We start from the raw sequence: 26,307 nt of genomic DNA, 5'->3' as shown, positions 1-26,307 counted from the left end.
GGGATGTTTTCATTGCTTTTTCGAGCTTTAAAATAAGCCAATGAATCCCGCGGTTCAACGCGGGCCTAATCGTTACAAAGAGCAGGGAATGCTGCTTCTTTAAAGGTACAAAATTCCCTCCCAATTTACAGAAAAGATGCCTTCTGCTGAATAGGAGGGGGAAAGTTGCCCAACGGGAAAGGAGCGGTGCAAACATCGCCGAATCTGCTACGGGCAATACAAATATCTAACATATGTATAAAAAAGCTCCGATTGAACCGGAAACGCCGGATCAACGAATTGAAAAATACCATTATCATGATATAACCATTGGCGGAATCTGTCAAGAATATTTGTGGCGGAAACACCAATCCTGGCAAAGGATACCTGCAATATTTTGTAATAAAAAGCAAGGGACGCCGGATAAACGAAAGAGGGAAGGCAAGAGCCTTCCCCTGCGGAATCACTTCGGATCGCCGAGATTTGGCAGAATGCTTCCGTTGGCCGAAATGTCTTTCGATAAAATCAAGACCACCGGAGGAAATTTTCCTCCGGCGGTCTTGTGACGGGGTTACGCTTCCTGTTCGTTGTAATGGTGCGCCTCTTCCAGAATCATTTCCTTGACCTTCATGAGGCGGGTAATATTGCCGCGTTCGTTTTCCTCCAGCTTCATGCTGATGTACTTGATTTTTTCTTCCATCTCCGGAATCATGACATATTCCAGAGCGTTGACGCGGCGGCGGGTCTTTTCGATATCCTGAGCCAGAAGCTGCATGGTTTTTTCCACCTGGGCAAGCTCCAGCATGTCGTTGAACACATGGCTCAAAGCGTCCAGAGCGTTATCCAGCTCTCCGGAAGTCATGGCAAAGCCGTAGGGATAGATTTCACTGGGATCGCTGTTCTTGGTTTTAAACTCGTAGATCGGAACGTCCACGCTCATGATGTTCTGAAAACTCATGTTCAGCTCCACGCTCTGCTTCGGATAGAGAAGCGACTGCTCCAGCATTTCCGGAGACATGATGGCGGAGGCCACGGTAAAGGACGCGTTGGCCTGTTCAAGGCCCGCTTCCACCTTGCGCCGCAGGGCCCTGTTCTGCCGCACGATCTCGAGGAAGCGCTTCATCAGCTCATCCCGCTTATCTTTCAGCAGTTTATGGCCGCGGGTTGCGGTTTTCAGACGGTTTTTGAGCTTGGTAAGCTCCATTCTGGTAGGGTTGACGGTTGCGGAAGCCATTACGTCACTCCTCCCTTACTTTTTCTTGGGAAGATATTTCTCGATATACTCCGGCTTGATGCGCTTGAGCTCGGTGACCGGCAGAATGGACAAAAGCTCCCAGCCGAGATCCAGTGTTTCATCGATGGAGCGGTTTTCGTCGTTCCCCTGGGCCACATAGCGCTTTTCAAATTCGTCTGCAAACTTGGCATAGAGAAGATCGGTGGAACTCAGGGCGGATTCGCCCAGGATGGTCATGAGCTCCTTGGCCTCTTTGCCGGTTGCATAGGCCGCGAAAAGCTGGTTCATGGTTCCGGAGTGATCCTCCCGGGTTTTTCCCACACCGATGCCCTTGTCCTTCAGACGGGACAGAGAGGGGAGAACGTCCACGGGGGGAATGATTCCCTTCCGGTAGAGCTCACGGGAGAGGATGATCTGGCCCTCGGTAATGTAGCCCGTAAGGTCCGGAATGGGGTGCGTCTTGTCGTCTTCGGGCATCGTCAGGATGGGGATCATGGTGATGGAGCCTTCAAAGCCCCTGCGGCGGCCGGCCCGCTCATACATGGTGGCAAGGTCGGTGTACAGGTATCCGGGGTAGCCGCGGCGTCCGGGGACCTCTTTACGGGCGGCGGAAACCTCACGCAGGGCCTCTGCGTAGTTGGTGATGTCGGTGATGATGACCAGAACGTGCATGCCCCGGTCGAAAGCCAGGTATTCCGCGGCGGTCAAAGCCATACGCGGGGTGGCGATACGCTCGACGGCGGGGTCGTCGGCCAGGTTGGTAAACAGAACCGTACGGTCGATGGCGCCGGTGCGGCGGAATTCCTGAACGAAGAATTCGGATTCCTCGAAGGTGATGCCCACCGCGGCGAATACCACGGCGAAGTTGCTGTCGGAACCCAGCACTTTCGCCTGACGGGCGATTTGTGCTGCCAGATTTGCGTGGGGAAGGCCCGATCCGGAGAAGATGGGCAGCTTCTGGCCGCGGACCAGGGTGTTCAGGCCGTCGATGGTGGAGATACCCGTCTGAATGAACTCGGAGGGGTAGTCCCGGGCAGCGGGGTTCATGGGAAGGCCGTTGATATCCCGGTGGGCTTCCGCCAGAATCTCGGGGCCGCCGTCGATGGGATGTCCCATTCCGTCGAACACCCGGCCCAGCATGTCGCCGGACACCGCCAGCTCAAGGCTGTGGCCCAGGAAACGGATTTTGCTCTGGGCGAGGTTGATGCCTGCGGAGCTTTCAAAGAGCTGAACCACGGCGTTGTCCCCGTCCACTTCCAGCACCTTGCACCGGCGGACGGAACCGTCCGGCAGCTCGATTTCCGCCAGTTCGTCGTATGTGACGCCGTCGACCTTGCGGACAACCATCAGCGGGCCGGATACTTCGTTTATGGTACGGTATTCCTTGATCATTCTCCACTGCCTCCTTTCACGGCGATCGCTTCGATCTCCGCTTCCATGCTGCGCTCAATTCCGGCATACACCTCGGGATATTCCTCCGGAGGAACGCTCTTGGCGCGGCCGATCTTTTCCCGGCTGGGAATGCTGAACATGGCCTCCAGATCCCCGCCCTTTTCCAAAGCGGCGCGGCAAAGCCTGTCGTATTTGAGAATGAGCGCCAGAAGCTTGAACTGCCTGTCATAGGAGGAGTACCAGTCGATGTCCAGGAAGGCGTTCTGCTGCAGGAAGTCTTCGCGGATCATCTTGGCCGTTTCCAACGTCAGCTGGTCGGCGGCGGAAAGGGAATCCTGGCCCACCAGTTTGACGATTTCCTGGAGCTGAGCTTCCTCCTGCAGGAGGCTCATGGCCTTGGCCCGGTTCTGCATGAACTCACGGCCGATATTCTCGTCAAACCATTCCTTCATGGAGTTGAGATAGAGGGAATAGGAGTTAAGCCAGTTGATGGCGGGGAAGTGGCGCCGGTAAGCCAGCGCGGAGTCGAGGCCCCAGAAAACCTTTACGATGCGCATGGTGCCCTGGGAAACCGGCTCGGAAATATCGCCGCCGGGAGGGGAGACCGCGCCGATGGCGGTGAGGGATCCGGTGCGGCCGTCATCGCTGCCGTTGCAGACAACGCAGCCGGCGCGCTCATAGAACTGCGCAAGGCGGGTGCCGAGGTATGCGGGGTAGCCTTCTTCGCCGGGCATTTCCTCCAGACGTCCGGACATTTCACGCAGGGCTTCGGCCCAGCGGGAAGTGGAGTCTGCGATGACGGCCACGGCGTAACCCATGTCGCGGAAGTACTCGGCGATGGTGATTCCGGTGTAGATGGAAGCCTCACGGGCCGCCACGGGCATGTCGGAGGTGTTGGCGATCAAAACAGTACGCTTTCTGCTGTTTTTGCCCGTGCGCGGGTCCTTTGGTTCGGGGATCTCCATGATGACGTCGGTCCTCTGGTTGGTGCTTTCGCCGCTGTGGGTGTATTTCGGGATTTCCGGGTTTGTGTGTTTGGCGGAGTGATTGTGGCGGTCTGTCTTGCCGGTTCCGGAGGGGTCTGGGATGTTTGCGGTTCCGCCGTTGGCGTTGGGGAAGGTGGTGTCGTTTTTGTGCTGTCTGGTTCAGGACGGCGGGGTCGTTGGGTATTTGTTGTTATCGGGACGGGTGCGGCTGACCGGCGGTTTCTTTTTTATTGTGATAGCTTTGGACTCTTGCTTCTGGGTGGTGCGGGTGGTAATTTGGTGTGTACCGTTACATTCGCCGGGGTTGCTCTCGGATGTGTTGGGTGGCCGGGCCGCGGGCGCCTTGGTTTTGTGCAGGCGAGGGGGGTTTTGCTTCCGGGTCCCGGTGCTGTTTCGGTCTCTGAGGTTGGCGCCTGCCTGCCTTGTGGGCTGTCGGGTGGACTTCTTTTCGCGGTGCGGGGGGGTGTCTTCGGTGCTTTTTGTGTTTGTGGGGCTTGTGTTTGCTCTTGTTTGTTCGGGTGGGTGGTTTGTGCGGTGGTGTATGTTGTTGGTGGTGCTTTGGTCCAGGTGGGTGGTATGGGGTGTGTTTGTTGTGTGGATTGTTTCTTTTGGCGCTTGGCGGGCGTTCTCCTGTTGGGGCTGTATTGATGGTCGGTCTGGGTTTCTCTTCGGTCTTTGGCCGTTCCGGCGGTGCTTGCCGTGGGGGCGATCGTCTGGTCTGTTGGGTTCGGGTTGGCGTTCGTGGCTACCGAGTGGGCGTGCTCCTTTTGCAGTTCTGGCGTTGTTCGTTTGTTTTTTTCGCTTTTTTTGTGGGTGTGTTTTGGATGGTATCGGCTGGTGCGGCCCGTTCCCTTGGGCTCTGCGGGGTCTCCCTGGCGCTCTGCCTGGGTGTTTGCTTGCCGGGGCTGAGTCTTGTCGTGGTGTTTGGCTCGTTCTTTTCGTGTTTGCTCTCTGCGTGGGGTTTTTTGGTCCGCTTTTTTGTTGCGTTTCTGTTGGCGTTCCTGCCTTTTGCGAGGCGGTGCGGTTTGTGCGTGGCGTGCGTCGTGGTCTCGGCCCTTCCGCTGTGTGTTGCGGGCTTTTGATTGCTCGGCCCTGTGTGCGGGTGTCCTAGCTTTGGTGTTTTATACCTGCGTTTCGTGTGCCGTTTGTGGAATGGGGTTGGGCGTTTTGCCTTTATGGTGTTTTGGGATGTTGATTCGCCCTTGGGTGGTTTTGGCGTTTTTGGCGGGAGGATGTTCCCCGATTGGTTGGTTTCTGTTGGTGGCTTTTTTTTCCTTTTTCGGTTCCTCCTTTTGTTTTTTGTTTTGTGGTTTCTGTATCTCTGTGAGGGTTGGTGCCGTCTGTGCCGCTGTTCCGGCAGTGGGCGCGTCTCGCTGGTGTGGGGTGGCGTATTGTTTTTGCAGTGTGCCGCGGGTGGTGTGGGTGGTTGTGATCCTGGAAGTTTTTTTGTGGCCGCTTGGAATGGGGGGCCGGTTTGAACCTTCGCGGCTTTTTTGCCTTTTCTGGGTGGTTTCGGCTTGGCGGTTTTTTGCTGGGTCGATGTTTTTTGGCTTCTGTTGGTTCAGGCCGTTGTTTCCCGTCGGCTCTTGCCGTGTCGGGCCTTTCTTTTGTTCTGCTCTGTCTTGGGTCGGCTCGGTCATCTGGGGATCTTTTTTCGTGGCCAGGTTTTCCTTTGGTTGCTTGCTGGCTGATGGTGTGGCGGACTTCTTGTTGCTGTTCTTGGACTGCCGTCGGGTCTCTTTTGGTTTTTTGGCGGGGATTGTACTGGCCTTCGTTTCCGGGCTCTCGTTTTTTCGGTCTTTTGTGTTTGCCTTGGGCCGTGCCTTTGGTTTTTGTTATTCGTTTTTTGTTTTGTTTGTGTCTACCCTTTTTGGTTTGGTCGCGCTTTTCTGGGGGTCTTTATGGTTCTTTTTTCTTTCTTTTGCGAGGTTTTTTTCTTTTCTGTTTGTGGATGTGGTTGACGGTTGGCTGTGGCGGTTCTCCATGTTCGGCTTTGTGGCGTCCTCGTTCTTCGTTTCTTTTGGTGTGCTTTCCGTTCTTTGTGGTGTGTGCCGTTTTCGTTCCCGGGACCGGGTTGGGGTGGATTTCGATGGGTATTGTGTATCCTTTGTCTTTGCGCTGGTGTATGCTCCTTTTTGTTTCTCCGTGTCGCTGGGGGTTCCATGTGGCTGCGGGGTTCATGGGTGTTTTGGGGAGGGGTGCGGTTGCTTTTGGGCCCCAGCTTTTGGGCGCGCTGTGGTGGCCTGGTTTCTCGCTGGCGTCGTCTTAGCGTCTTTTCGGTTTTGTTGCTTTGCTGATGGCCTTCGCTGTGGGTCTGCCCGGTCTTCCTGTCCGGGTGGTGGTCCGGATTGGTCCGAGGGGTGGTCTTGGGGTCTTTGGCCCGCGGTTGGTTGGCGGCGGTGTGTAGGTTCTTCCCGTGGTGGGTTTTGTCTTCCTGTGCTGCTCGGTGCTGCTCCTTGCGGGCATGGCGGCTGGGGCGGGGGTGTTTTTGGTTCTGAGCGCCTTAGTCGGCTTCTGGTTGGTCGAGAGGTTTGTGCCGGGCTTGGTGGCGTGCCAGGTGGATGCTCTCCTGGTTGGGCGCGATGCTCCGTTTTTTCGATTCTGGGTGTGCTAGGTGTGTTTGCCGTTGTTTTTGCTCTTCGGCGTTTTTCCTGCGGGGGTGCGGGGGGTTTCCGCGTTCCTTTTCTGTAGTGGATTGCCTCCGGTGCGTTCTTTGGGGGGGCTGCGGTCGGGGCTGTGGTCTGCTCTCGTCATGTTCGCGCTGGGGTTCTTGTGTGTTGGGGTTTGTGTTGTTTTCAATACGGTTCGTGCGGTTGTGTTCGTCCTTTCGGTGTTTGTTCCGGTGAAAAGAGGGGGTTTCGTGGTTGCCATCCTGGTTTGGCCGCTGTTGATGGCGGTCGTGTTGGGATGGGGCGGCGTTCCGTCGTTGTGTCTGTGTACCTTTCTGCCTATCTAGTTCGGGTTGGCTGTTGCGCCTCCGGTATGGGGGCTGCAGGCAGGGGATGGCGTCGCATTCCCCCATGGTCGGGATGCTGGTGCCCTTGGGCTGCTGGTCGGGATGCTTTTCTTTCTTCTGTTCTTCGGTTTCGGCATCGCGGCGTTGAGGGATTGCGGTCCTGGTTTCGTGGTTAGCCCTCGGGCTGCGGGTTTTGGGGTCGATGCGATGTGTGGGTGCTGGCTGTTTCTTCTCCTTTCCGGAGGAGAGCCCATGTTTCGTCAGGGCTCCGTTCCGGGTTATTGGCTTGTTTGGGCTGTTCGTATCGGGGATGATCTGCAGTTTCAGGATTTTGGAGTGGTTGTCGGGCTTTTTTGTGTGAACGTCTGCGTTTTTTTTGCCGGGAGTGTTGTCTCCTACGCCGTGCGGGGCGTATTTCGTATCTCTCGTCTTGGCTGCGGCGGTTCCGGCGATTGGGGTGGCTAATTGGTTCATCCTTTTGATTTCTACTTTTCGTCCTTCTTGATATGGACGTCTTTTGTTTTGTTTGCGGTCTGTTGGCTTTTGACTCCTCTGGTTGTATTGTATTTTCTGTGTATCTCCAGTTTTTGCCGCGGGGCTTTGTGGCCCTGAGTTTGGGTGCTGTTGTTGGCCGTGTTGACCGGGTGCTGGACGAGGCCTTTGGGTGTGATGTGTTTGATGGGTCCGGGTAGGGCGTGCTGGCGGTTGCGGACGGTGGGGGTGCGCGCTGTTGCGTGCCTGTGTGCCCTGCGAGGGTTGTAAGCTCGGTTTTTTTCCAGTTCGGCGGTTATGTCATGGAGACTGGCGCTATGTCTGAGGGTGTTGCGGTGTGTTTCTTCGTTGTTTGTGTGGTGGGTCCGGCTGGGTGGGCGTTCTCCCTGGAGTACGACTCCGGGGTGGTGGGGGGTATTGCCTCCTGTGTTGCCGGTGGGGAGGAGCCGCTGGCTGCTCTCCTCGCGGTTAGCGTGCAGTGGGCGTCGGTTGCGGTTGCGGGGTTTTATGTTGCGGCCGCTGGTGGCCTTGATGTGGCTCGGGTGGTTGGTATTGGCGTTCTGGAGATCGCCGGTGGGATTGCTCGGTGGGTTGGTGACTGAGCAGCGGTGCAGCCTATGGATGTGGCAGATCTTCTGGGTTATCAGGGTCACGGGGTCTGCGCAGCGGGATGGGGTTGGAGTCCGGCATATTGGCGTGGTGACGCGTCCGCTCGTGGCAGGTCCTCTCCTTTCTCCGGGCGTTGCTTTCGGCTTTTCTTTTTTCTGGGTTCTGGGCGCCCTGGGGGTTGGCTCGGTTGCGTTGGTGTTTTCTGGGTCTTTCGTGGCGGGGTCACTTGTGAAGGCTGGGATTGTTGGTGGGTTGGGGTTTTTCGGGTTTTCTGCCGGTCGTGTGTACCTTTTTTTAACCCTGTTCGGCGGTGTTGGTGGCGTGGTGTTTTTTTGTTTCGTGTGTGGGGTGTGCTCCGGTTTCTGTTCTTGCCTTTTGTAGTCGGCGGGACCTGGGTTCGGGTTGCTGTCCCGTTTTGGTGGCTGCGGCCCTGTGGGCCATCTGTCTGGTGGCCCGGTCGTGTGGTTTGTGCGGCTGGTTTCTGGTGGGGTTTGTTTGGGGCTTTGCTGAGTTCGCGGGTGGATTCGGTTGTTGGGCGGGTGCTGTGGTTGCGGGCTTTGCGCTCTGGTATCGGGATGCTCTTCCCGGTCGGCGGTAATGGTGGTGGTGTCGGTTTGCCTTGCTTTGATGTTTTCCTTCGGTTTTCCGGTTTGGTTTTTATTTTGCTTTATTGTGGGACCGTCGGTGGTCGATGCTTTTTCTGTAGTGTCGGTGTTGGTTTTGTGGCTGATGGTGAATCTGTCCTGCTGTTCGCGGTCGGCGGTGGCGATTTTGGGGTGTGCTGTGGGGGCCGCGGCTGTGTGGTTTGCTTTGCTGTGTCTGGAGTCGGGTTGCGCCGGGCTTACGGCGAGGTTCAACTGTTCGTTTTGGGTGGATTTCCTGTTTTTCTGGGGATCTATGGATCTGGTGGGCGCGGGGGTCGTTCTGTTTGGCTGCGTCCGGTTCTGGTGCGAGTTGTGCTGCGGGCTGTTCTGTGGGTGCTGGTTGGTTGTCGTGGCTTTTTGCCTTGCGGCGTTGAGCGTGGCGTTGTTGGAGCTCTCCGGTTCCTGCGTTTCTTTGCGGGGGGCCCTGATGCTGGCGTTCACGGCGGGGTGGTTGGCTGGGGTTGTGTTTGCCTTTTGGATGGTTGTGGGCGGGTCTTTCATTTCGGTGGGCGCCGTGGTGTTCGGGTGGCCTAGGGGGGGGCGTTTGGTGTGCGCGCGTTTTGGGTCTGTTTGGGTGGTTTTCACGTGTCGGGGGTTTTGCGGTTGCTGCTGGATTTGGTCGCTGTGGGTTGGCGGGGTTGGCCGCCTGGTGCGGTTTATCTTTGCGTTGGACCTTGGATTTTGGTTCCGGTTTGCGCAATGCGTTCTGTTGGGTGGTCCCGCCTTCCGTTTGGGTGTGTTTTGCGGGTTTTCTGGGGTCGCTTTGTTTCTGGATTTATTTCTTCTGCGGTTGGTTCTGCGTTTTGTTCCGGTTCCGTCTTATCTTGCTTTTCTTTCGGATCTGTCTTGTTTCTTGTGGTTTCTGGCAGTTGGTTCTCGTGGCGTTTTGGGTCTTCGGGTCATTTTTTGGCGGGAGCCTTTGGGTCGGTTTTGTGCTGTTTTTTTTTTTCCTCTTGCTCTTTCTCCTTTTTGGTTGGTTTTCGGGGGGTTGCTTCCCCGCCCTTGTTGGTCCTATTTTATAGGTTGCTGGGCCTTTGTTGCTTGCTTTGGTACTTGCTTTCCCTTTGTCCTCTGTGTTGGTGGGGGGGAGGGGGTTTTTCACAAACCGGACGGATTTGTTGGGATTTCGTGTTGGTTGGCTTCTGTGCTTTTTTACTGGTTAATGGGCTTTGGGTTTCTGGGATGGATGGGGACGTATGGGGGCAGGGCTCGTTCTTGGTGTCTTGCGTCGGACTGTTGCAATTGCCTGGCGGAGTTTCGTTTTTTGTGCGGTTGCATAACATTGGGTTCTTTTTTTGCAGGGTGTGTGCGTGCGGGAGGATGGTTGTTCTGCTGCATGGGTTGGGTTGTGCTTTTCTGTCGGCGGGGGAGGCGGGCGGGGGCGTGCAGGGCGTTTTGGGGGCGGAGGTGGAGGGTTTTTTGGGCCTATTTCGGGCGGGGGGCGGTGTTCGTACCGTGTGTGTTTTTCCTATTCCTCTCCTGCTGGAGCCGCTTCGAGCAGGGGTATGGTTGTCCCGGGGGGGTGGTTGGTGCTCCCCGACTGTTTTTCTTGTTTTATCTGCATTGTGGTTGTGTTTTCGTCTTTGGTGTTCATATACCTCTTGTCTGTGCGGCGACGTCGGTGTGTATGGTGCTTGCGGGTGTTGTAATTGAGGGTGTCGTCGGCTGGACCGTGGTCTGCCGTTACGGGAGGTGGCGGGGGGTACGGGGCTTGCGGTTCGTTCGTTTCGCTTTTGCGGTCGTCTGGGGCTGTTGTGTCGGTGTCATGTCCGGGCTTGGGGATATCGGTTGTGCTGGTTTTCGGCTTTTTGGGAGCTGCCGGGTCTTCTCTTTTTCTGTGGTTTGGGGTTCTTTTTTGCGGCTCTCCGGGAGTTTTTATGCGGTCTTTCCTTTGCGCTTGGTTGTGCGGTTTGAGGCCGGCGTTGGTTGCTTCTTCGTACCCGGGGGTGCCTGGGGCTTTTGTTCGGGCTGTTGTGAGGTCGGCTGTGGGGATGAGGTTGTGTGGGCTTTGGGGGATTCGGGGTGCGTGGTGTTGCCCGGGTTGAGGCCCAGTCTGCCGGGGGGGTGCCGGGGCGTTGGGGCCGGTGGTGTTTATCTGGGCGGAGCGCGGCTGGGGCGGTTTGGTTCGGTAGGAAGGGGTGGCGTTTGTTTGTTTGTTGTCGCGGCTATATGTTTTTGGTCTTTGCGGGTGTCGTTGGGCCGGAGCGGTTTGGCTCGCGGGGTCGTGTGCTGGTACGTCGCTGGGCGGGTTTTCTGTGCGGCTGTTTTTGCGATTGTCCTTGTGGGATCGTGCTGGGTGTGGGGAAACTGTATTCCGGGTGGGCTCGGTTTGGGATGGCGGTGGCTGTGTGCTGCTGGGGTTTTGGCGCGTTCTTGGGGTCTTGTATTGAGTTCTGTTGGGGGAAATGGTCATATATTTGTGCGGGTTTCTCTCCGGTTCTGTTTTTTGATCTAGTTGTCTTGGCATTTTGTTCGGCCGCTTTTTCAACTTGTGCTTCTTCGGTGCCCTTCGCCTGTGAGGGTTGTCGCTTGACGGGTGCATGGTTCCTTTTCATGGTTCTGTGGGGGGGGGTTTCCTGTTCTTCACGGTGACTGTGTATCCGGCGGGGCTCCGGGCGCGTGTGGGCGCGTTTGGAGCTAGTGAAATAGTCGGCTTGTTGTGGGTATATGTGCGTTCGGGACTCTTTGCCTGGCCATTGTGGCGGGGACTGTTTCCGGTGGTTCTCCTTGCTTTGTAGCTTCCCTATCGGCTTGGTGGCTTGTGTGCTTTCTCGCTTATCTCTTTCTTTTTTTGTGCGGTGTTTGCGGGATGCGGCTTTGGCGTTGCCGCGTGTTCGGCGGGGCTCGGCCTTGCCTTCTTGGCGCTGGGCGTGGCGGGGTTTGGTGCTCTTTTTACTCGCTTTTCGGGTCTCGTGGTTTGCGGCGGCTTTGGTGCCTTCTGCTTTGGCCTTGCGTGTTCGGGCGGTTGTTTCTGCTTTGTTCTGTCCGCCGTGCCGGCCGGGGCCGGGTGTGTGGTGCCCGGCTCTTGGCGTTGTTTTGTCTCCGGGGGCTTTGGGGGCTTTTGTCCTGTGGTCGGCTCCCGGGCCGGGTGCGGGGGACTTTGTTGGCTGTTCTTTTTTTTGGTGGGGCGGTGGCGGAGCGGGGTCTCCCTCGGTCGCGCTGTGGGGAGGGCCGGGCTCGGGCTGTCGCCTGGCTGCGCTGTGGTTTTTCGGGGCTTTCGGGTGTCTGCGTCTCGCCTTGTTTGTGCTGCAGACGTTTGTTTTTTAATCGCCGCGTGTTTTCGGGCTTTTTCGGGGGCTGCGGGTGGTGGGGTCGCCGTGGTCATCTGTCAGCGTTGTGTGGATATCTTCTTGTTTTATTCTTTTGGGCCTGTGCTTTTCGTACACCGTGTTGTAGCGGTCGCCGGCTTCCGGTCTATGTTGGCGGCTCTGGGGATTGCCCCGGCTCCGGTGATGCGTTGTGTGGGGTTTGGAGCGGCGGGTGTTGATTTGTGGGTCGCCTTTTCGGTAGAGGTTGCGGTGGTCCAGTTCTTGGCGGGGGGCGTTTCCGTGGTTGTTGTTGCGGTCGCTGTGCCTGTTGTGGGGGGTTGCGGGTGTGTGGGTTTGTCTGCGGTGGTCGGAGTCGTGCGGGACGCTCGTTTGCTGCCCGTCTTTGGGGTTGCTGTAGCGCCGGGGCTGGTTCTGGTTTCGGAGCGGGTTGTGGGTTCGGAGCCGTGTGCTTTTTTGTGGGTCTGACACTTCGTTGGCGGTGTTGTGCGTTCCGTGGTTTTTTTATTTGTCGTGGTGTTTTTTGTTGTGTTCTTGGCTTTTGTGGTTGTGAATTGCACGGTTTTGGGCGTTCTGCTTGGGGTTTGCTGCGTTTTTTTGGGGCGTATCTGGGTTGGGTGCGGGGTCGTTCTGTTCGATTCCGGTCCGGTGCGTGGTCGTGGCGGGTTCGTGGGCCTGGTCCTCGGGGCGGTGGTTGCGGTTTTGAGGCCTGTCTTCCTTGGGGGGCGGGTTTTTGTGCGGGTGCCTGTTGTGGTTGTTTTCGTTTGGGTTTCTTTTGTCCAGTCTCGGTTCTGTGGCGTTGCGTGGTTGCCGGGGCTTGGCGTTCTGTTCGTGGGTTGGGCGGTGGGCGTGGATGTGGTCGTTTGCTTGCTTTTTGTTGGTGTCTTTTTTTGAAAAATCCCCGTGAGAATGTTTGGCGAATGGTGTGCTGTGCTTTCTTCGGTCTGTGCGGGGGGGGATTCGGCTGGGAAGTCCGTTGGTGTGCTAGTTGGGGTTGGCGCTTCCGGTTCGTTTGGTGTCGCACTGGGTGAGATGTTCGTTTGTTGCGGCGGTGAGCCGGATGTCGGCGGGCCTTGCGTGCCTGTCGCCGGTGCGGATGAGGGTTTTTTTCTGCTGGGTGCGGGGCAGTTTGCTCTGGATGGGCGGGGGCATGTTGTGGTTTTTATCGGTGGTGCGCGTGCTCCTGTCGGCGGGTTCGATCTGTGCGGTTTTGGCGGTGTTGATGGCGCGGGTCGTCGGGTTCTTTTCCTGTCCTACCTTCTCGCTTTTGAGCGGCTTGTTGGTAAGGTTGGCGCAGCTGACGTGCGGGTTTGGGTCGGCTGCGCTTGCGGTTTTTTTGTGTTGGTCTGGCTCGTTGAGTTCGTTGCGGGTGGGGGGTTCGTCGGAGATCCGTGTGTTTGAGTGGGTGTTGTTGGTTTTGGAGGTGTTGCGGTTTTTATGGTCCTTTAGGGTGCTTTCCTGGTTGTTGCCGTTGTGGTTGGCGTTGGGTGGCTCCTGCTTTGGCTTGGTGTAGTGCGGGTTGGACATGTTTTGGATGCCGGCTGGGTTGTGTTGGGAAAATGCGTCCGTTTCCAGGATGGTTTTGACCAGATAGGGGCTTTCTTCGTTTTTCTGGTCTTTCGTGCTGTCGGTCTCTTTGTGGTTTTGGTGCCGGTCGGCGGGGGTGCTGACGTCGTGGATGATTTTTGCCGTTTCTGTGTTGTTTGTCGTGCTTTTTGAGGCGGTGTCCTTGGTGCATTTGTTTTTTGTGAGGAAATTCGGGTTTGTCTTTTTGCTTTCGTGTTTGTTGGTCGGCTGCTTTTTTTCGTGTTTGTTGTTTACGTAGATGAGGTTTCTGTGCCGTTCTCCGTCGTTGTTGCTGGTGGGGATTCGGTTGTGTATGGAGTTCATGAATTGGATGGGATCCGTGTTCGTTTGGGTCCAGTCGGCGTTGGGGTTCTTCAGGCTGTTGTTGTTTTATTTATATAGTAGGGTAAGCATTTTGTCGCCGCGCAGGTTTCCCATGTGTCGCGTTTTTGCGGTGTGCATTGGGCGGATCGGGCTGCTCAGGTAGATCCTCTGCTTGTCCAGGGTGGGATGGGCTTCTTCGTCGGGCTTTTGCAGCCTGATGTTTTTTTGGGCGTTGCTTGCGTGTTAGATCTTGTGAAAATCGTTTCTGTTGAGGTCGGTGGGACTTGCCGTCTGCGTATCCTGGTGGTTTGTCCGTTGTGCCCTTGCCTCCTGGGGTTTGGTTATTTTGGAGGCGGGGATGGGCTTTGTGGGAGCGTGCTTGATTGGGTTCTGCCTGGGCTTCATTGGCTTGCTTGAGGGGCTTGGCCGGGTTTTGTGGGTTGTGGTGGCCGTTGAAGCCGTCTGGGTTTCGGTCCGGTGGGTGCTGGGGGTGTTGGTGTGTTCCATGGCTTTCTGGTGTTCCCAGGTGTGCGCTTCTTTCGACTGCTTTTGGTGGTCGTCTGCTGTGCAAAGGTGCGTTTCCTGCGCCGTTTTTGTTCGGGTATGCGTTTGGGCGCGGTTGGGGGTGATTTGGCGGGTTTCCGGGTCGATTTGGGCGGTGGTGTGCGGTGCCTTGGTGCTGGCCAGGTCCTGTTCGGCCATGTTCGCCTCTGTGCTCTTCCGGGGTGTGCTGTGTTGCTATTCCCTTCTTTTCGTGGGTTGCTGCTGTCCCTCTTATGTGCTGCGGCTGGTCGCGCTGTGGTGTTTTTGGGGGCGGGTGGTTTTGTTTTCGGTTTCCGTTTCCTCCTGTAGGGTCTTTGGGTCCTGCTGTTTTGTGTGTTGTCCGGCGGCCGGCTGCTTTTTCGTTTCTTCGGTTTCGTTTTTGTTCGTGGTTGTGGGGCTGGCGAGGGTGGTGGGCGGCGTGTGGTCCGTGGTGGGTGTGGGGAGGGCGATTATGTCCGGGTGCGGCCTGTGTGTTTCTCTCACCTGCGCTCTGCTTTCGCTCGTCGTGGTCGTGGACGGTGGTTTTGCGAGGCTGAACGCCGCGTCCGTCCTCGGTCTGGGCCGCGGTGGGGGCACGTGGTGTGATTTGTTGGGTTTTTTCGTTTTTTCGGAGATGCTTTTGCGCTGTTCGTGCTTGGTTTCGTTTGTCGTCTCGTTTATGGCGTGGCGGGCTTCTTTGTTTTCGGGTCTCCTTTTGTTGGGGGTTTTGCTGAAGTCGTTTATTTTCTGGTGGCCCTGGGCCTTGCGTCTGTTGTTGGGGGTGGCCTTTCCCGGCTGTCGGTAGGTTTTTCCCGTCTTTTTGGCTTCCGGTGTGGTGTTTTTTCGCTTTTTGTGTTGCGTTGGGTTTTCCAGCTCTGCTCCCGGTGTCGTCTGGGTGCCTTTGGTGGGTTCTTTTCTGGTGAGGGATTTTTTGTGCGGCTTCTCGAATGGGTGTTGCTGGCCCGGTTCGCTTTTGAGCAGGTCGTTTTTTTCGGGTTTGCGCTTGGCGGCGTTTGCCTGGCGGCGGCGTGTGCTGTTCTGGCCGTTGTGGATGCGGGCTGGCTTCTTCCGGGTTCTTTTTCTCTGGTGGGTTTCGGATCTGGCGGTGCGGGGGGTGGGTCGTTTTTTTTGGCTGGTTTTTTCTTTGGCGTTTTATTTGGGGCTTTGTGAGTGGGGTGTGTCGGTTGCGTTGGGGGTGTGTTTGTGTCGCCGGATCTTTCCGGTTGGTCTTCCTTCTTGGCCTTTTTGGTTGTTGGTGCGTTTTTTTTGTCCTGTTTCGGCGTGTTTGTCGCCTGCGTCCTTCGGCGTTCGCGTGCTTTCGTTTTCAGGGCGGTATGCTGTCTGTTCAGATCTGATGGTGCTGGAGTTGGTGCTATTTTCGCCTCGTTGGGGTGGGTTGTTGGGGTGTTCGGGGCTGTGGTGTTGGTTTCCTCGTCCTCCGTGGGGGTGTGGGTTTCTGGCTTTTTCACAGTCGGTGCTTTCGGTTCCTGCGCGGTTGTTGCTTTCTCCGTAGCGTTTTCTGTGGTTTCCTTTGTTTGGTTCGGATTTTGGTTTTTCGGCTGCTTGTCTGCGGTGGTGGTGTTTCGCGCGTTTTTGTCTTTCGGGCTGGTGTTCTTGGGTGTGTTTTTTTTCTTTGGTGTGGGGGTCAGCCGTGTTGTGTGCGGGATTGTGGTCTGGGTGATTTTTTTTTGGGAGTTTGCGGTGGGCGTTGTTGCTGTGGTGGTTGGTTGCTCGCTTATTGTGGCGTAGCGGTTCTTCGGCATCGCGTTTTTGCTGTGGGAAAGCTGTTTGGCTTGCTGTGGGTCGACGGGGAGGCCGGCTCCGTTTTGCGCCGCGTTGTGGGTTGGTTCTTTTGCTGTGTTCGTGGTTCTTTCTTGTTCTCGTGGTGCTTTGGCTTTTGGTCTTTGTCGTGTTCCTGTTTAGGTTGTCTGTTGTTTGTGCCGGTGGTTCTCCGGGCTGTTCCGGGTTTGGGGTTTTGGGGGGGGGTGTGCTGTTGGGGCGGGGAGTTGGGGTGTGTCTTCTCGGGTGTGGTGTGCCCCGTCTGGGTTGGCTGGTCGCTGGGGTTCTTTTTGGCGGTCGCGTGTGTGGTCTTCTGGTGGTGTTTGCGCTTGTTTTTGGTGGTTTGGATTTTTGTCTTGTTGTGTTGGGGGTGCTTGTGGGTCGTCTCGCTGTGGGTTTTTTCAGACTGGTGGGGTGTTTTGTTGGGTTGATTGGGGGCTTGTTCCTCTTTCTTTTGTTTGGTGTTCTTTGCGGTCCCCTGTTCTGCTTTCTTGACGGCTCTGTGGCTCTTGGTTTTGGGTCGGTTGGTGGGGGAGGTGATTGTGGTTTGCTGGTGTTTGCCGGTGCCCGTGTTCTTGGCCGGTGCGTTTGGGATTGGGTTGGTTTCCATGTCTCTGGTTCCTTCGGTTTGGGTGCTGCCTTTTTGGGTTTTTGTGATGCTGTCCATGTGTGCGGTGGCCTGTGGTTTTTTGGCTGGGTTTATTTGTGGCTCTCGCTTCGTGATGTTCGCTTTTTTCGTGGTCTTGTTGTCCGTTGCGGTGGATGAGGTCTGTGTGTTTTTGGTGGGGCTGGTTGTTTTGGGCTCGGTGGGGGGGGTGCACGTGCTGGTCCTGGTCTTGGTTCCGGTTGCCGTGTGCGTTCCTTCTCGCATTGGCGGGGCCTTCGTGTCGGTGGGCGGCATGCCGGCCTTTGTGGTGTCGGTTGCGGTTTCGGGCTCGTTTGGGTTGTTGCCGTTGCGGGGCTGGGAGTTTGTTGCTTTGTTTCCGGGCTCCTGCGCTGCGGGGTCTCGGGTTTCGTTTCCTCTGAGCTGCTCCTTGTTCGGGTTTGTGGGCTTGGGGTTTTAGTTGGCGTTGGCGTGTTTTCCGGTGCGCCTGGTGGCTTTCTGCGTTTTTGTTTTGGGTTGGTTTATTTTCTCCTTGGTGAGTGTGGTGTTCCTGTGCTTGGGGTTGGTGGCCTGGGGCGTGGTGTCGGGGCGGTTGATGTTGGTGGAATTGCTGTCTTGCGGCTTGATCTTTGCCTTTTGGGGCGTTTCGTTGGGTCGGTGCTTGTTTGCGGTTTCGTTCGCCGGGTGGGCGCCCGTGGTGTTTTTAAACTCGTCTGTGAGGTATTTGATGACGCAGTCGTCGAAGTCGTCGCCGCCCAGCCGGTTGTTCCCGGCGGTGGCCAGCACCTCGATGACGCCGTCGCCGATTTCCAGGATGGAAACGTCGAACGTTCCGCCGCCCAGGTCGTATACCATGATCTTTTGGTCGTTTTCCTTGTCCAGCCCATAGGCCAGAGCGGCCGCCGTGGGCTCGTTGATGATGCGCTGCACTTCAAGACCGGCGATTTTGCCCGCGTCCTTGGTGGCCTGGCGCTGACTGTCTGTGAAATACGCGGGCACCGTGATGACCGCCTGGGTCACGGGGCTTCCCAGATAGGCCTCCGCGTCCGCCTTCAGCTTCTGAAGGATCATGGCGGAGATTTCCTGAGGAGTATAGCTCTTCCCGTCGATATTGATGCGGCGGTCGGTGCCCATATCCCGCTTGATGGAACTGATGGTGCGGTCCGGATTGGTGATGGCCTGGCGTTTTGCCACCTGGCCCACCATCCGCTCACCGGTTTTGGAGAACGCCACCACGGAAGGAGTTGTCCGGTTGCCTTCCGCGTTGGGGATGACAACAGCCTCGCCGCCTTCCATAACGGCTACGCAGGAATTGGTTGTTCCAAGGTCGATACCTATTACTTTTGACATAATATTTTGTTCCTCCTGTTGAAAAACGTAAGTGTAATATTTTTATAATAATCAGATGTTCTGTAATCTGCTTCGTGATTTGCTGGGTTCGGGTTTAGTTTGCCACCTTCACCATGGCCGTCCGGATCACTTTGTCACCCAGAAGAAACCCCTTCTGGAATACCTCCGCCACGACGCCGTCTCCCAGAGACGGGTCTTCCGTGTGCATCACCGCGTTGTGAAACGCGGGATCAAAGGCGGAGCCCTGCGCCGGGATTTCCCGGACGCCCATTTTTTCAAAGATTTCCGAAAGCTGCGCCATGGTCAGCTCCACGCCCTTCCGGTAGGCCTCGTCTTTCGTGGGCTGGCCGAGAGCCCGCTCCAGGTTGTCGTATACCGGCAGCAGGCGGGAAACCGCGTCCGCCCAGGCGTCCTGATAGGCAGACTCCCGTTCCTTCTGGGAACGTTTGCGGAAATTGTCGTATTCCGCTGCCAACCGGAGATACTGGTCCTTGCTGGCGCCCAGGTCCCGCTCCATCTGTTCGGCGCGCTCCTGGGACTTTAAGAGAACCTGTTTGAGTTCCGCTTCCGCGGAGACGATATCCGCTTCCGCGGGCTTTGTTTCCTGTGCATCCTTCCGGATCGGTTCGCTTGTCTGTTCCAAGTGAGTCTCTTCCTTTTTCTTTTTACTCATTGTTCCCTGGCAACCTCCATCCTATGATGTGCTCTCCGCCGCTTTCGGCAAACGGAGCTTTGCCCCAGGGAGGACGCTCTTCCGGCCGCCTCCCGCCGGCCGAAGACGGCGGGAGGACGGTTCCGGTCAAGAGAAAAATGCGTTATTCTCCCTTGAATACGGGCGGTCGTTTTGCAAAGAAGGCGCTGACGGCCTCCTTGAAGTCGTTTGTCTTGGAGCACTCCTCCATGTACTGGCCCTCTCTGGCGGTGTATTTTTCCTGCTCATCGAAGAAAAATTCGTTGATAATGGCCTTTTGCCTCGCGATGGCCAGTCCGGGCAGGGCTGCCAGGCGGGCGGCAAATTTATATGTGACTTCCTCCAGCTGGCCTTCCTCCGCCAGGCGGTTGGCAAGGCCGATGGCAAGAGCCGTTTTTCCGTCCACGGGCGCGCCGGTCATCATGATCTCCGTAGCCCGGGCAAGACCCACCAGCCGTTCCAGATAATAAAACCCGCCGGTGTCTCCGGGAAGGGCCATGGAGATGAAAGCCATGATGAAGCGGCTCTTCTCGGTGGCGATTCTGAAATCGCATGCCAGGGCGAGACTGCATCCCGCTCCTGCGGCAGCGCCGTTGACCATGGCGATCACCGGCTTGGGGCACTTGCGGATGGCGGCGCTCATCCTGCCGTACTGAGCGACCAGAGGAGCCTCCAGACCCTCGCCCGATTCGGCTTTCCCCTTGAATTCCGCGATGGATCCGCCGGCGGAAAAGTTCTTCCCTGCGCCGGTGATGATGATGACATTGACGGCGGGGTCTTTGCCGCACTGCTCCACGGCCTCCCGCAGGGGATTGACCATGGTGGAGGCGATGGCGTTGCTTTGCTCGGGCAGGTTGATGGTGATGGTGGCAATCTTATCCTTGACGCTCAGGAGGATATCGTTGTTCATTGCAAGCACCCTTTCGTATCATTTATTTGGAACCCGAGGTTCCGCCTTGACCGGGAAGTTCGCCCCCGCCGAAGAGCCGTGAAAGTCCGTCTGCAAAATAGGACAGGCGGGCGGCCACTCTGGCGTAATCCATCCGGGTAGGTCCCACCACGCCGATGAGCCCCTGCATGTTGTCGCCGATATCGTAGCAGGCGACAACGACGCTGGTGTCCTTGAGGGCGTCGGCCAGGTTTTCCGGCCCGATGAGAAACTTCATGGGGGAGCGGTCGTCGGGAGGCGGAATGCGGGCCAGCTCTTTTCCGTCGGAAAGAAAGCTCATGAGCTGCTGTGCCTTTTCAATGTTGCGGTATTCGGGATGTTCCAGCAGATGGGAGGCGCCGGTGGTATACACCTTGTAATGCTCCAGATCCTCCATGACCTCGATGGCAAAGCTCACCACCAGAGAGATAAGCCCCGACAGGGGACCCGCGGCGCTCTCCGCCGTCTGTACCGTATCATAGGAGATTTCAGCGGCGGTGAGGTTTACAAAATGGGTGTTGAGAATCGCGGCGAGACAGTGAAGCTGTTCTTCCTCCAGATTGAGGGGAAGGCGGAAAAGCCGGTTTTTAACCACATTGGTGTCGGTCATGACCACCGCGATGAAAGCGCTCTGCTCCACCAGAAGAAGGTCGAACCGGCGGATTGTGATCCTCGCCTTTCCGGAAGAAAGGGCATACGATGGGTAATTGGTCAGCTGAGCCAAAATCCTTCCGGCTTCGGACAGAACCCGGTCCAGCTCCTGCATCTTCAGATGGAGAGCGGAGTTGATCTTATCCGTTTCCTCCACCGAAAGGCGGTGCCGCTGCATCAGTTCGTTGACGTAAAGGCGGTAGCCCAGGGGGGAAGGGATGCGTCCGGCGGATTTGTGGGGCTGTTCCAGAAACCCCATGCTCTCCAGGTCTGCCATCTCGTTTCGGATGGTGGCGGGAGAAAGGTCCAGGCCGCAATGCTCCGCAATCGACTTGGACCCAACCGGTTCGGCCGTTTGGATATAGTCCTCCACCACGGCTTTCAGGATTCTTTTTTTACGGTCGCTGATGAACATGTCCTCACCCTCGTCGATTTAGCACTCGAAGCAACTGAGTGCTAATGTTAATTTACCACTCCCGCCGACGGTTGTCAAGTGGTTACCATAAATAATATGGAGGAATTGGACGGATCTTCCGCTGTGCACTTTTTCCATGAGGTTTACCGCTCCATACATGATATGCACGGGACTGTACGCCTCCGGAGGAGAATGCCGCGCTTCAGGCAAAGCCTGCGGATATAGGATTCTTTTATTGCGGAAAAATATTAAGACAAAACATGGGCGGCTTCTGAAAGCCGCCCATGTTTTGTCTTTTAGATCATTCTTCAGATAACCGGCAGCGTATTTTTCCCGGTGGGACGGGGGATCAGGCCGGCCTCGGCAAGAATGGGAAGAAGAAGCCGGAACAGGGCGATCAGGATCAGAATTTCCACCGGGAGCATGATGGAATTCTTCACGAGGCTCTTGGCTAAAAAATAATAGTAGCCTTTGTTGTAGAGCATGGCGCTCCAGAGAGAACCCAGCCCGACGTTGATAAAGGCGTTAATCAGGAGCTTTGCCAGAATGATCCGCAGAAGGGTGATCCGCCTGCGGTAAAAAAACAGGGCGAATACGAAGGCGCCCAGCATGGTGCTCAGGGTGTATCCCGGAAAGAAGGCGCCGGTGGGGTGGATGACGAAGCCAATAATGTCGCTTGCAAAGCCGTACAGCAGTGCTATCACCGGCCCGCACACGAGGCTGCAGACGGCGGTGACGATGAAAGTGAAATAGATCCGCAGATTCTCGGCCATGGGGAAGGGGATGAAAAACGAGCTCATCACCACGGACGCCGCCGCCATCAGGGAAGCGAAGATCAGGATGCGCAGGTGCCGGAGCTCGCCCGCGGCGGTCCGCCAGTAGGAAGGGGACAGGGGAGACAGATAGGGTGTTTCGGACATAATAATACCTCCTCTTTCTCGCAACTGCGCGCATAGAGGAGGCCCGCTCCAGTATGCGGCAGCGGGATGCGGCAAACGTACTGCAAGTCTTCCGACTTTTCGTCCGGGGGACAACTCCCCGTTCTCCCGGCACTTGCCGGCCCTTAAAGGCCCGGCGGAAACACACGTTTGCCTACTCTGCCAAATTTTCCGCGGACTGCGTAAGAAACGCTCCGCTCTGCTAACAGTATATCGTCCCCCGGAGAAAATGCAAGAGAAAAATAAACCCGCGGATCGTTTTCCCGAAAATCGGCCTGCGGTTGGGAAAAGCCCTGCCTTCTCAAACGTCGCGCGGACTCGGTTTTTCAGACTAGCCCTACAGACTAAGATATGAAAAGCCTCGATTACAGATAAAAAATCTTCTTAACCGTCGCATAGACTTTGTTTTCGCAGACCCAATGAGCCCCACAGTCTAAAACACGGAACGTTCCGATCGCGGGTTTAACATAGAGTGCTTGCCACCCGGCTGTCAGTGCGCTCGCAACTACCAATAGTCAACTTGTTATTGAGAGCGCCTACAGGAACACCCTCTCCGGAGCTCCAAGAGGCCGGAGCCTCTTGGCATCCTTTTGGTGACTTTTCTTATGCAGGAAAAGTTACCCCCAGCGGGGAGCGCGCCGCTCCCGTCCAAATCTCTCGTAAAAAACATAATTACAGGCAGAATATCAGATTGCCGTTGATCACATCGGCTTACATAATAATTTCACCAGAATCTCAGCCCCGCAAACCCCATAAAGCAAAGGGCCAGCAGCCCGGCCGTGACCAGGGCGATGGGGGCCCCCTCAAAGGACTTCGGATACTCGGCGAATTCCAGACGCCGGCGGATACCGGCAAATAAAATGACTGCAAGGGTGTACCCGAGACCGGAGCAGACCCCGTAAACAACGGAAGCGACAAAACCATAGCCGTTCTGCGTCCCCAGAAGCGCCGTGCCGAGAATGGCGCAGTTGGCGGTAACCAGAGGAAAGCAGATGCCCAGGGACGAGTAGAGCGTGGGAGTATACCTGCGGAAAAACAGCTCCGCAAGGTGCACCATCCCCACGATTACCAGGATATAAGCGACCGTTTCCAGATACTGCAGCTGAAAGGGGGCGAGAAGAAAGAAATTGACCAGGTAAGTCGCCATGGACGAAAGACCCATGACGAAGGTTACGGCGATTCCCATGCCCGCGCCTGTTTTAATGTCGTTGGATGCTTCCAGAAAGGAGCAAACGCCCAGGACTCTCACAAGCACGAGGTTTTCGGCGAGGATGGCGCCGACGGCCAGGGCAAAAAGCTGGAAAAAACTCACGGATGATTCCTCCTTCCCGCGTACTGCGCGGCGGCCATGAGAAAGCCCAGAGTCAGAAAGCCGCCCGCCGGCATGAGCATGATGAGCGCCGGCGGATATCCCCCGCCGAAAAGGGAAACACCCCAGATCGTCCCGTTTCCGAGGATCTCCCGGACGGCCGAGACGGCGCAGAGGATCCCTGTGAAACCCAGTCCCATGAAAAGCCCGTTCAGGACCGAGGCAAGGGGCGGGGTGCCCGAGGCGAAGGCTCCCGCCCGGGCAAAGAGAATACAGTTGACCGCGATCAGGGGCACGTAGATTCCCAGTGAGGCGGAAAGATCGGGGAAATAGGCCCGCATCAGAAGGTCCGCGATGGTGACAAGACCCGCCGTGACGGTAATATGGACGAGAGAGCGGATTTTGTCCGGGACCGGTTTCTGAAGGAGCGATGCCAGCAGGTTGGATAAAACGAGAACCGCCGTAACGGCAATTCCCATGCCCACTGCATTTTTAAGGGATGTGGACACCGCCAGGGCCGGACACAGGCCCAGCAGCTGCATCAGTACGGGATTTTGAGTGATAAGCCCGTTTTTGAGGATCCCCAGTGGTTTCATTTTTCTCCTCCTTTCGCGGATCGGGCAGCTTTATCCCAGAGAAGCCACCGCCGAAAGAGCGGCGTTCACGCCGGCGGCCACCGCCTTGGAGCTAAGTGTGGCGCCTGTGACAGCGTCGATGCGGTTGCCTCCCGCGTTTACCGTTACGGTGCCGGACTTCCCCACAAACCGGGAAAGAAAGTCCTGCTCCGTCACCGCGGAGCCGACGCCGGGAGTTTCGGAATGAGAGACAATGTCGACTCCGGTGACCTTGCCGTCCAGATCCACGCCCACCGTCATGGAAATCTCCCCGCCGAAGCCCTGGGCGGTGACGGCCGCCACATGGCCCAGAAGCTCCGTGCCGGAGTACGCCCCGTACAGAGCCTCGACCTTATTACCGGTATAGGGGACGGGAGTGAAAATATCCGCCGCCGGCAGGACCGCCAGCATGGACCGGTACGCTCTTTCCTCCCGGATCCCCTCGATACGCGCCGCGGTGAAATGATTGACGAGACCCAAGAGTATAACGGTGACGGCAATGATCGCGATAAGGATGAAGACGGGATGCACTGCGGGCTGTTTGTTTAAAGCGGTTGCCGCCGCTTCGCGTTTTCCCCTGAGCCTCATTTGGGAGCACCTGCCTTTTTCCAGCTCCGCCGTTTTGTCCCGAAGCGGCGGGGAAAGGTCCCCCGCTCAATGATCCAGACGGAAGCGTTGGAGATCAGAATGGCGTAGGCGACTCCCTCCGGGTAGGCGCCGAAATAACGGAAGAAAACGGTGAGAGCGCCGCACAGGGCCCCGTAAATCCATTGCCCGGCAGCCGTCACGGGAGAGGTGGCGGGATCGGTGGCCATGAAGATGGCCCCCAGCAGCATGCCTCCTCCCATAAGACTGTACAGCATCCACTCCAGAGGAGAATTTCCCCGGGGAAATAATAGCGTGAGAAGTGCCGCCGTGCCCAGAAAGGCCACAGGAATCCGAAGCGGGATCACCCGGCGGACCACCAGATAGGCTCCCCCCAGCAGGAGGAGCAGGGCGGAGGTTTCCCCCAGAGATCCTCCCCGCTGGCCCATGAGCATCTGATAAAGCTCGACGCCCTTGGGAAGCGTACCGGCGTGGAGGAAGGTCATGGGAGTGGCCCCGGTGACAGCGTCGGCGGAGGCTCCCAAAATGGAAGATCGGGACATGGGGACAGCCCAGGTGGTCATGACGGAGGGCCAGGAGAAAAGAAAGGCCCGGGCGGCCAGAGCCGGGTTTAAGAAGTTTTTGCCCAGTCCGCCGTAGAGCTGTTTGACTACGAGAATGGCAAAAGCGGCTCCCACGGCTGCCACCCAGTAAGGCGCGGTGACGGGAAGGCAGAGGGCCAGCAGGATCCCCGTTACGACGGCGGAAAGGTCCCTCAGCGTTAAGGATTTTTTGAGAAGGCGGCGGTAAAGCCACTCGAAAAAGAGGCAGCACAGAACGGTGAAGACCGTCAGAGTCAGAGATCGCCAGCCGAAATAATAGACCGAAAAGGCCAAGGCGGGGAGCAGCGCGATGATGACGTCCAGCATGACCGAGCGGGTGTCTTCCGGGGCCCGGATATGGGGAGAAGAGAGAAAATTCCTGTCGGGTTCCATAAATTCAGTTCCCCTCCCTGCCGGCCGTAGAGGCCTCCGCCAGCTTCTGTTTTCCCGCCCGGATGGACGGAACCAGGGGCAGCCTGCCGGGACAGATATAGGAGCAGCAGCCGCACTCGATACAGTCGGCGATGTTGAGCTTTTGAAGCTCTGCCAGGTTGTCCTTCTGTTCATACGCATACAGATACAGGGGCGCAAGGTGCATGGGGCAGACCGCGACACACTTGCCGCACCGGATGCACACCGGTTCGGAGGGCATCCGGGCTCTCGGTTCTGTCAGGGCCAGAAGGGCGTTGGTGCCCTTGACGACGGGAACGGAGAGATCGCTCTGGACAAGGCCCATCATGGGGCCGCCCATGAGGACCTTCCCGGGCGTCCCGGCAAATCCGCCCGCCGCCTCCGCCAGGGCGGAAAAGGGTGTTCCCAGGGCCACGTCCAGCACCTTTGGGGTATTCATCCCCGGGCCGGAGACCGTCACGATGCGCCGGATAAGGGGAAATCCCGAAACCACCGCCCGGTAGATGGCCGCGGCGGTGCTTATGTTGAACACCGCGCAGCCCACGCTGGAGGGAGACTGCCCGGGAGGAACCTGTCGGCCCGTAACCGTTTGTACCAGCTGACGTTCTCCGCCCTGGGGATACCGGGTATGCAGCGTGATCACGTCCGCCTCGCTGTGCCGGATGGGAAGCCTGCTCCGGAGAAGCTCGATGGCGTCGTGCTTGTCGGCCCCGATTCCGATGATGACGGAGGGAACGCCGAAAAACTCCCGCAGCAGCCTGGCTCCTCCAAGGACCTCCTCCGGCCGCTCCAGGAGGAGCCGGTGGTCGCTGGTGATATAGGGCTCGCACTCCGCGCCGTTGAGAATCACGGTGTCCGTTTTGCCGAGGCTGGAGGCGAGTTTGAGATGGGTGGGGCGGGCCGATCCCCCCAGCCCCACGATTCCGGCGTTCCGGACGAGCTGCGTAAACTCCGGGGCGGTAAGACGGTCGGGATCGGCGCAGGGGCGGATTTCTCCGGATGGCGTGTCTTTGAAATCGTTGTCGATGATTACGGAGAGGACCTGTGTTCCGTCCGGGTGGAGCCGGGGCTCCACGGCGGCGACGGCACCGGAAACGGGGGAATGGACGTGGGCGGATTCCTCCCCGGACGCCTCCCCGATCCTCTGGCCCAGAAGGACCCGATCCCCCGGCTTTACCAGCGGGGTACAGGCCTGCCCCGTGTGCATGGACATGGGAAGCGTGAGCCGCGCCGGAGCGGGAAGGACCTCGATGGGGCATGTGTCCGTTGCGGTTTTTCTGCCGCCCGGGTGCACGCCGCCGAAAAACGACCGCACGGGACTGAGCATATTCGCGGCCCTCCTTTCTTATCTGCGGCTGCGCCGCAGGGACCGGAAATGCGGTTTCCCATTTCCGAAGCCCGCGGCAAGACACGTAAAGAATACAATATTCGCGGAAAATTGTCCAGATTTGATTAACAGG

Annotated in this window: 19 protein-coding genes, 2 pseudogenes and 1 riboswitch; of the genes and pseudogenes, 2 read left to right on the top strand and 19 right to left on the bottom strand. The window is 57.3% G+C overall.

Annotated elements, in window-relative coordinates; genetic code table 11:
* Positions 1–550: 550 nt before the first annotated feature.
* The 9 genes and pseudogenes from B9A13_RS09510 to B9A13_RS09450 all read right to left on the bottom strand — a co-directional run bounded on the left by B9A13_RS09510 (position 551) and on the right by B9A13_RS09450 (position 14,474).
* Entirely contained in the window at positions 551–1,213 is a 663-nt protein-coding gene (locus tag B9A13_RS09510; protein ID WP_084234911.1) for a V-type ATP synthase subunit D, read from the bottom strand.
* Between the two features lie 15 nt (positions 1,214–1,228).
* Complete coding sequence (locus B9A13_RS09505; protein ID WP_084234910.1) at positions 1,229–2,605, bottom strand: V-type ATP synthase subunit B; 1,377 nt, start codon at positions 2,603–2,605, stop codon at positions 1,229–1,231.
* Positions 2,602–3,732: pseudogene (locus B9A13_RS09500) on the bottom strand (V-type ATP synthase subunit A); the annotation flags it as partial. The pseudogene B9A13_RS09500 and the gene B9A13_RS09505, both read right to left, overlap by 4 nt.
* Before the next feature lie 980 nt (positions 3,733–4,712).
* Positions 4,713–5,231: a hypothetical protein gene (locus tag B9A13_RS09495; protein ID WP_084234909.1), complete on the bottom strand. Its 519-nt coding sequence runs from the start codon at positions 5,229–5,231 to the stop codon at positions 4,713–4,715.
* An 863-nt stretch (positions 5,232–6,094) separates the two neighbouring features.
* Positions 6,095–7,021: a hypothetical protein gene (locus B9A13_RS09490; protein ID WP_084234908.1), complete on the bottom strand. Its 927-nt coding sequence runs from the start codon at positions 7,019–7,021 to the stop codon at positions 6,095–6,097.
* A gap of 11 nt (positions 7,022–7,032) precedes the next feature.
* A complete protein-coding gene (locus B9A13_RS13940; RefSeq protein WP_143806937.1) occupies positions 7,033–8,793 on the bottom strand; it encodes a hypothetical protein in 1,761 nt (586 codons plus the stop codon).
* Between the two features lie 3,749 nt (positions 8,794–12,542).
* Entirely contained in the window at positions 12,543–13,448 is a 906-nt protein-coding gene (locus B9A13_RS09460; RefSeq protein WP_084234902.1) for a sigma 54-interacting transcriptional regulator, read from the bottom strand.
* Between the two features lie 243 nt (positions 13,449–13,691).
* A complete protein-coding gene (locus tag B9A13_RS09455) occupies positions 13,692–14,150 on the bottom strand; it encodes a hypothetical protein (protein ID WP_084234901.1) in 459 nt (152 codons plus the stop codon).
* Positions 14,151–14,222: 72 nt separating this feature from the next.
* Positions 14,223–14,474 (bottom strand): hypothetical protein, encoded by a 252-nt coding sequence (locus B9A13_RS09450; RefSeq protein ID WP_084234900.1) that lies wholly within the window; start codon positions 14,472–14,474, stop codon positions 14,223–14,225.
* 147 nt (positions 14,475–14,621) lie between these two features.
* Between B9A13_RS09450 and B9A13_RS09445 the strand changes: the two genes are divergently transcribed.
* Both B9A13_RS09445 and B9A13_RS09440 read left to right on the top strand, forming a co-directional pair.
* Positions 14,622–15,140 carry a hypothetical protein gene (locus B9A13_RS09445; protein WP_084234899.1) on the top strand — a complete coding sequence of 173 codons (519 nt, stop codon included), beginning with the start codon at positions 14,622–14,624 and terminating at the stop codon, positions 15,138–15,140.
* Between the two features lie 33 nt (positions 15,141–15,173).
* Positions 15,174–15,719 (top strand): hypothetical protein, encoded by a 546-nt coding sequence (locus B9A13_RS09440; protein WP_084234898.1) that lies wholly within the window; start codon positions 15,174–15,176, stop codon positions 15,717–15,719.
* Here B9A13_RS09440 and B9A13_RS14465 read toward each other — a convergent pair.
* From B9A13_RS14465 to rsxC, 10 genes and pseudogenes are all read right to left on the bottom strand, one after another.
* Positions 15,706–17,703, bottom strand: a pseudogene (locus B9A13_RS14465) (Hsp70 family protein). The gene B9A13_RS09440 and the pseudogene B9A13_RS14465 sit on opposite strands and share 14 nt — an antisense overlap.
* Positions 17,704–17,797: 94 nt before the next feature.
* Positions 17,798–18,376, bottom strand: coding sequence for a nucleotide exchange factor GrpE (grpE, locus tag B9A13_RS09425; protein ID WP_084234895.1), 579 nt, complete (start codon positions 18,374–18,376; stop codon positions 17,798–17,800).
* 142 nt (positions 18,377–18,518) lie between these two features.
* Entirely contained in the window at positions 18,519–19,304 is a 786-nt protein-coding gene (locus B9A13_RS09420) for an enoyl-CoA hydratase/isomerase family protein (RefSeq protein WP_084234894.1), read from the bottom strand.
* 22 nt (positions 19,305–19,326) lie between these two features.
* Complete coding sequence (gene hrcA, locus B9A13_RS09415) at positions 19,327–20,388, bottom strand: heat-inducible transcriptional repressor HrcA (RefSeq protein ID WP_084234893.1); 1,062 nt, start codon at positions 20,386–20,388, stop codon at positions 19,327–19,329.
* A gap of 308 nt (positions 20,389–20,696) precedes the next feature.
* Entirely contained in the window at positions 20,697–21,308 is a 612-nt protein-coding gene (locus B9A13_RS09410) for a folate family ECF transporter S component (protein WP_084234892.1), read from the bottom strand.
* Between the two features lie 57 nt (positions 21,309–21,365).
* A riboswitch (THF riboswitch) is annotated at positions 21,366–21,490 on the bottom strand.
* Between the two features lie 560 nt (positions 21,491–22,050).
* Positions 22,051–22,638: an electron transport complex protein RnfA gene (locus B9A13_RS09405; RefSeq protein ID WP_084234891.1), complete on the bottom strand. Its 588-nt coding sequence runs from the start codon at positions 22,636–22,638 to the stop codon at positions 22,051–22,053.
* Entirely contained in the window at positions 22,635–23,231 is a 597-nt protein-coding gene (gene rsxE / locus B9A13_RS09400) for an electron transport complex subunit RsxE (RefSeq protein WP_084234890.1), read from the bottom strand. The genes B9A13_RS09405 and rsxE overlap by 4 nt, the downstream gene beginning before the upstream one ends.
* Positions 23,232–23,261: 30 nt before the next feature.
* Positions 23,262–23,837 carry an RnfABCDGE type electron transport complex subunit G gene (locus tag B9A13_RS09395; protein ID WP_084234889.1) on the bottom strand — a complete coding sequence of 192 codons (576 nt, stop codon included), beginning with the start codon at positions 23,835–23,837 and terminating at the stop codon, positions 23,262–23,264.
* Positions 23,834–24,829: an RnfABCDGE type electron transport complex subunit D gene (locus B9A13_RS09390; protein WP_084234888.1), complete on the bottom strand. Its 996-nt coding sequence runs from the start codon at positions 24,827–24,829 to the stop codon at positions 23,834–23,836. Before B9A13_RS09390 ends, B9A13_RS09395 begins: the two co-directional genes overlap by 4 nt.
* A 4-nt stretch (positions 24,830–24,833) precedes the next feature.
* Positions 24,834–26,174 (bottom strand): electron transport complex subunit RsxC, encoded by a 1,341-nt coding sequence (rsxC, locus tag B9A13_RS09385; protein WP_084234887.1) that lies wholly within the window; start codon positions 26,172–26,174, stop codon positions 24,834–24,836.
* Positions 26,175–26,307 lie beyond the last annotated feature (133 nt).

This window comes from Papillibacter cinnamivorans DSM 12816 (genome assembly GCF_900176335.1).
Taxonomy (GTDB): domain Bacteria; phylum Bacillota; class Clostridia; order Oscillospirales; family Oscillospiraceae; genus Papillibacter; species Papillibacter cinnamivorans.
Note: the sequence above shows the minus strand (reverse complement) of the source record. Positions and strands in the feature narration are given on the sequence as shown.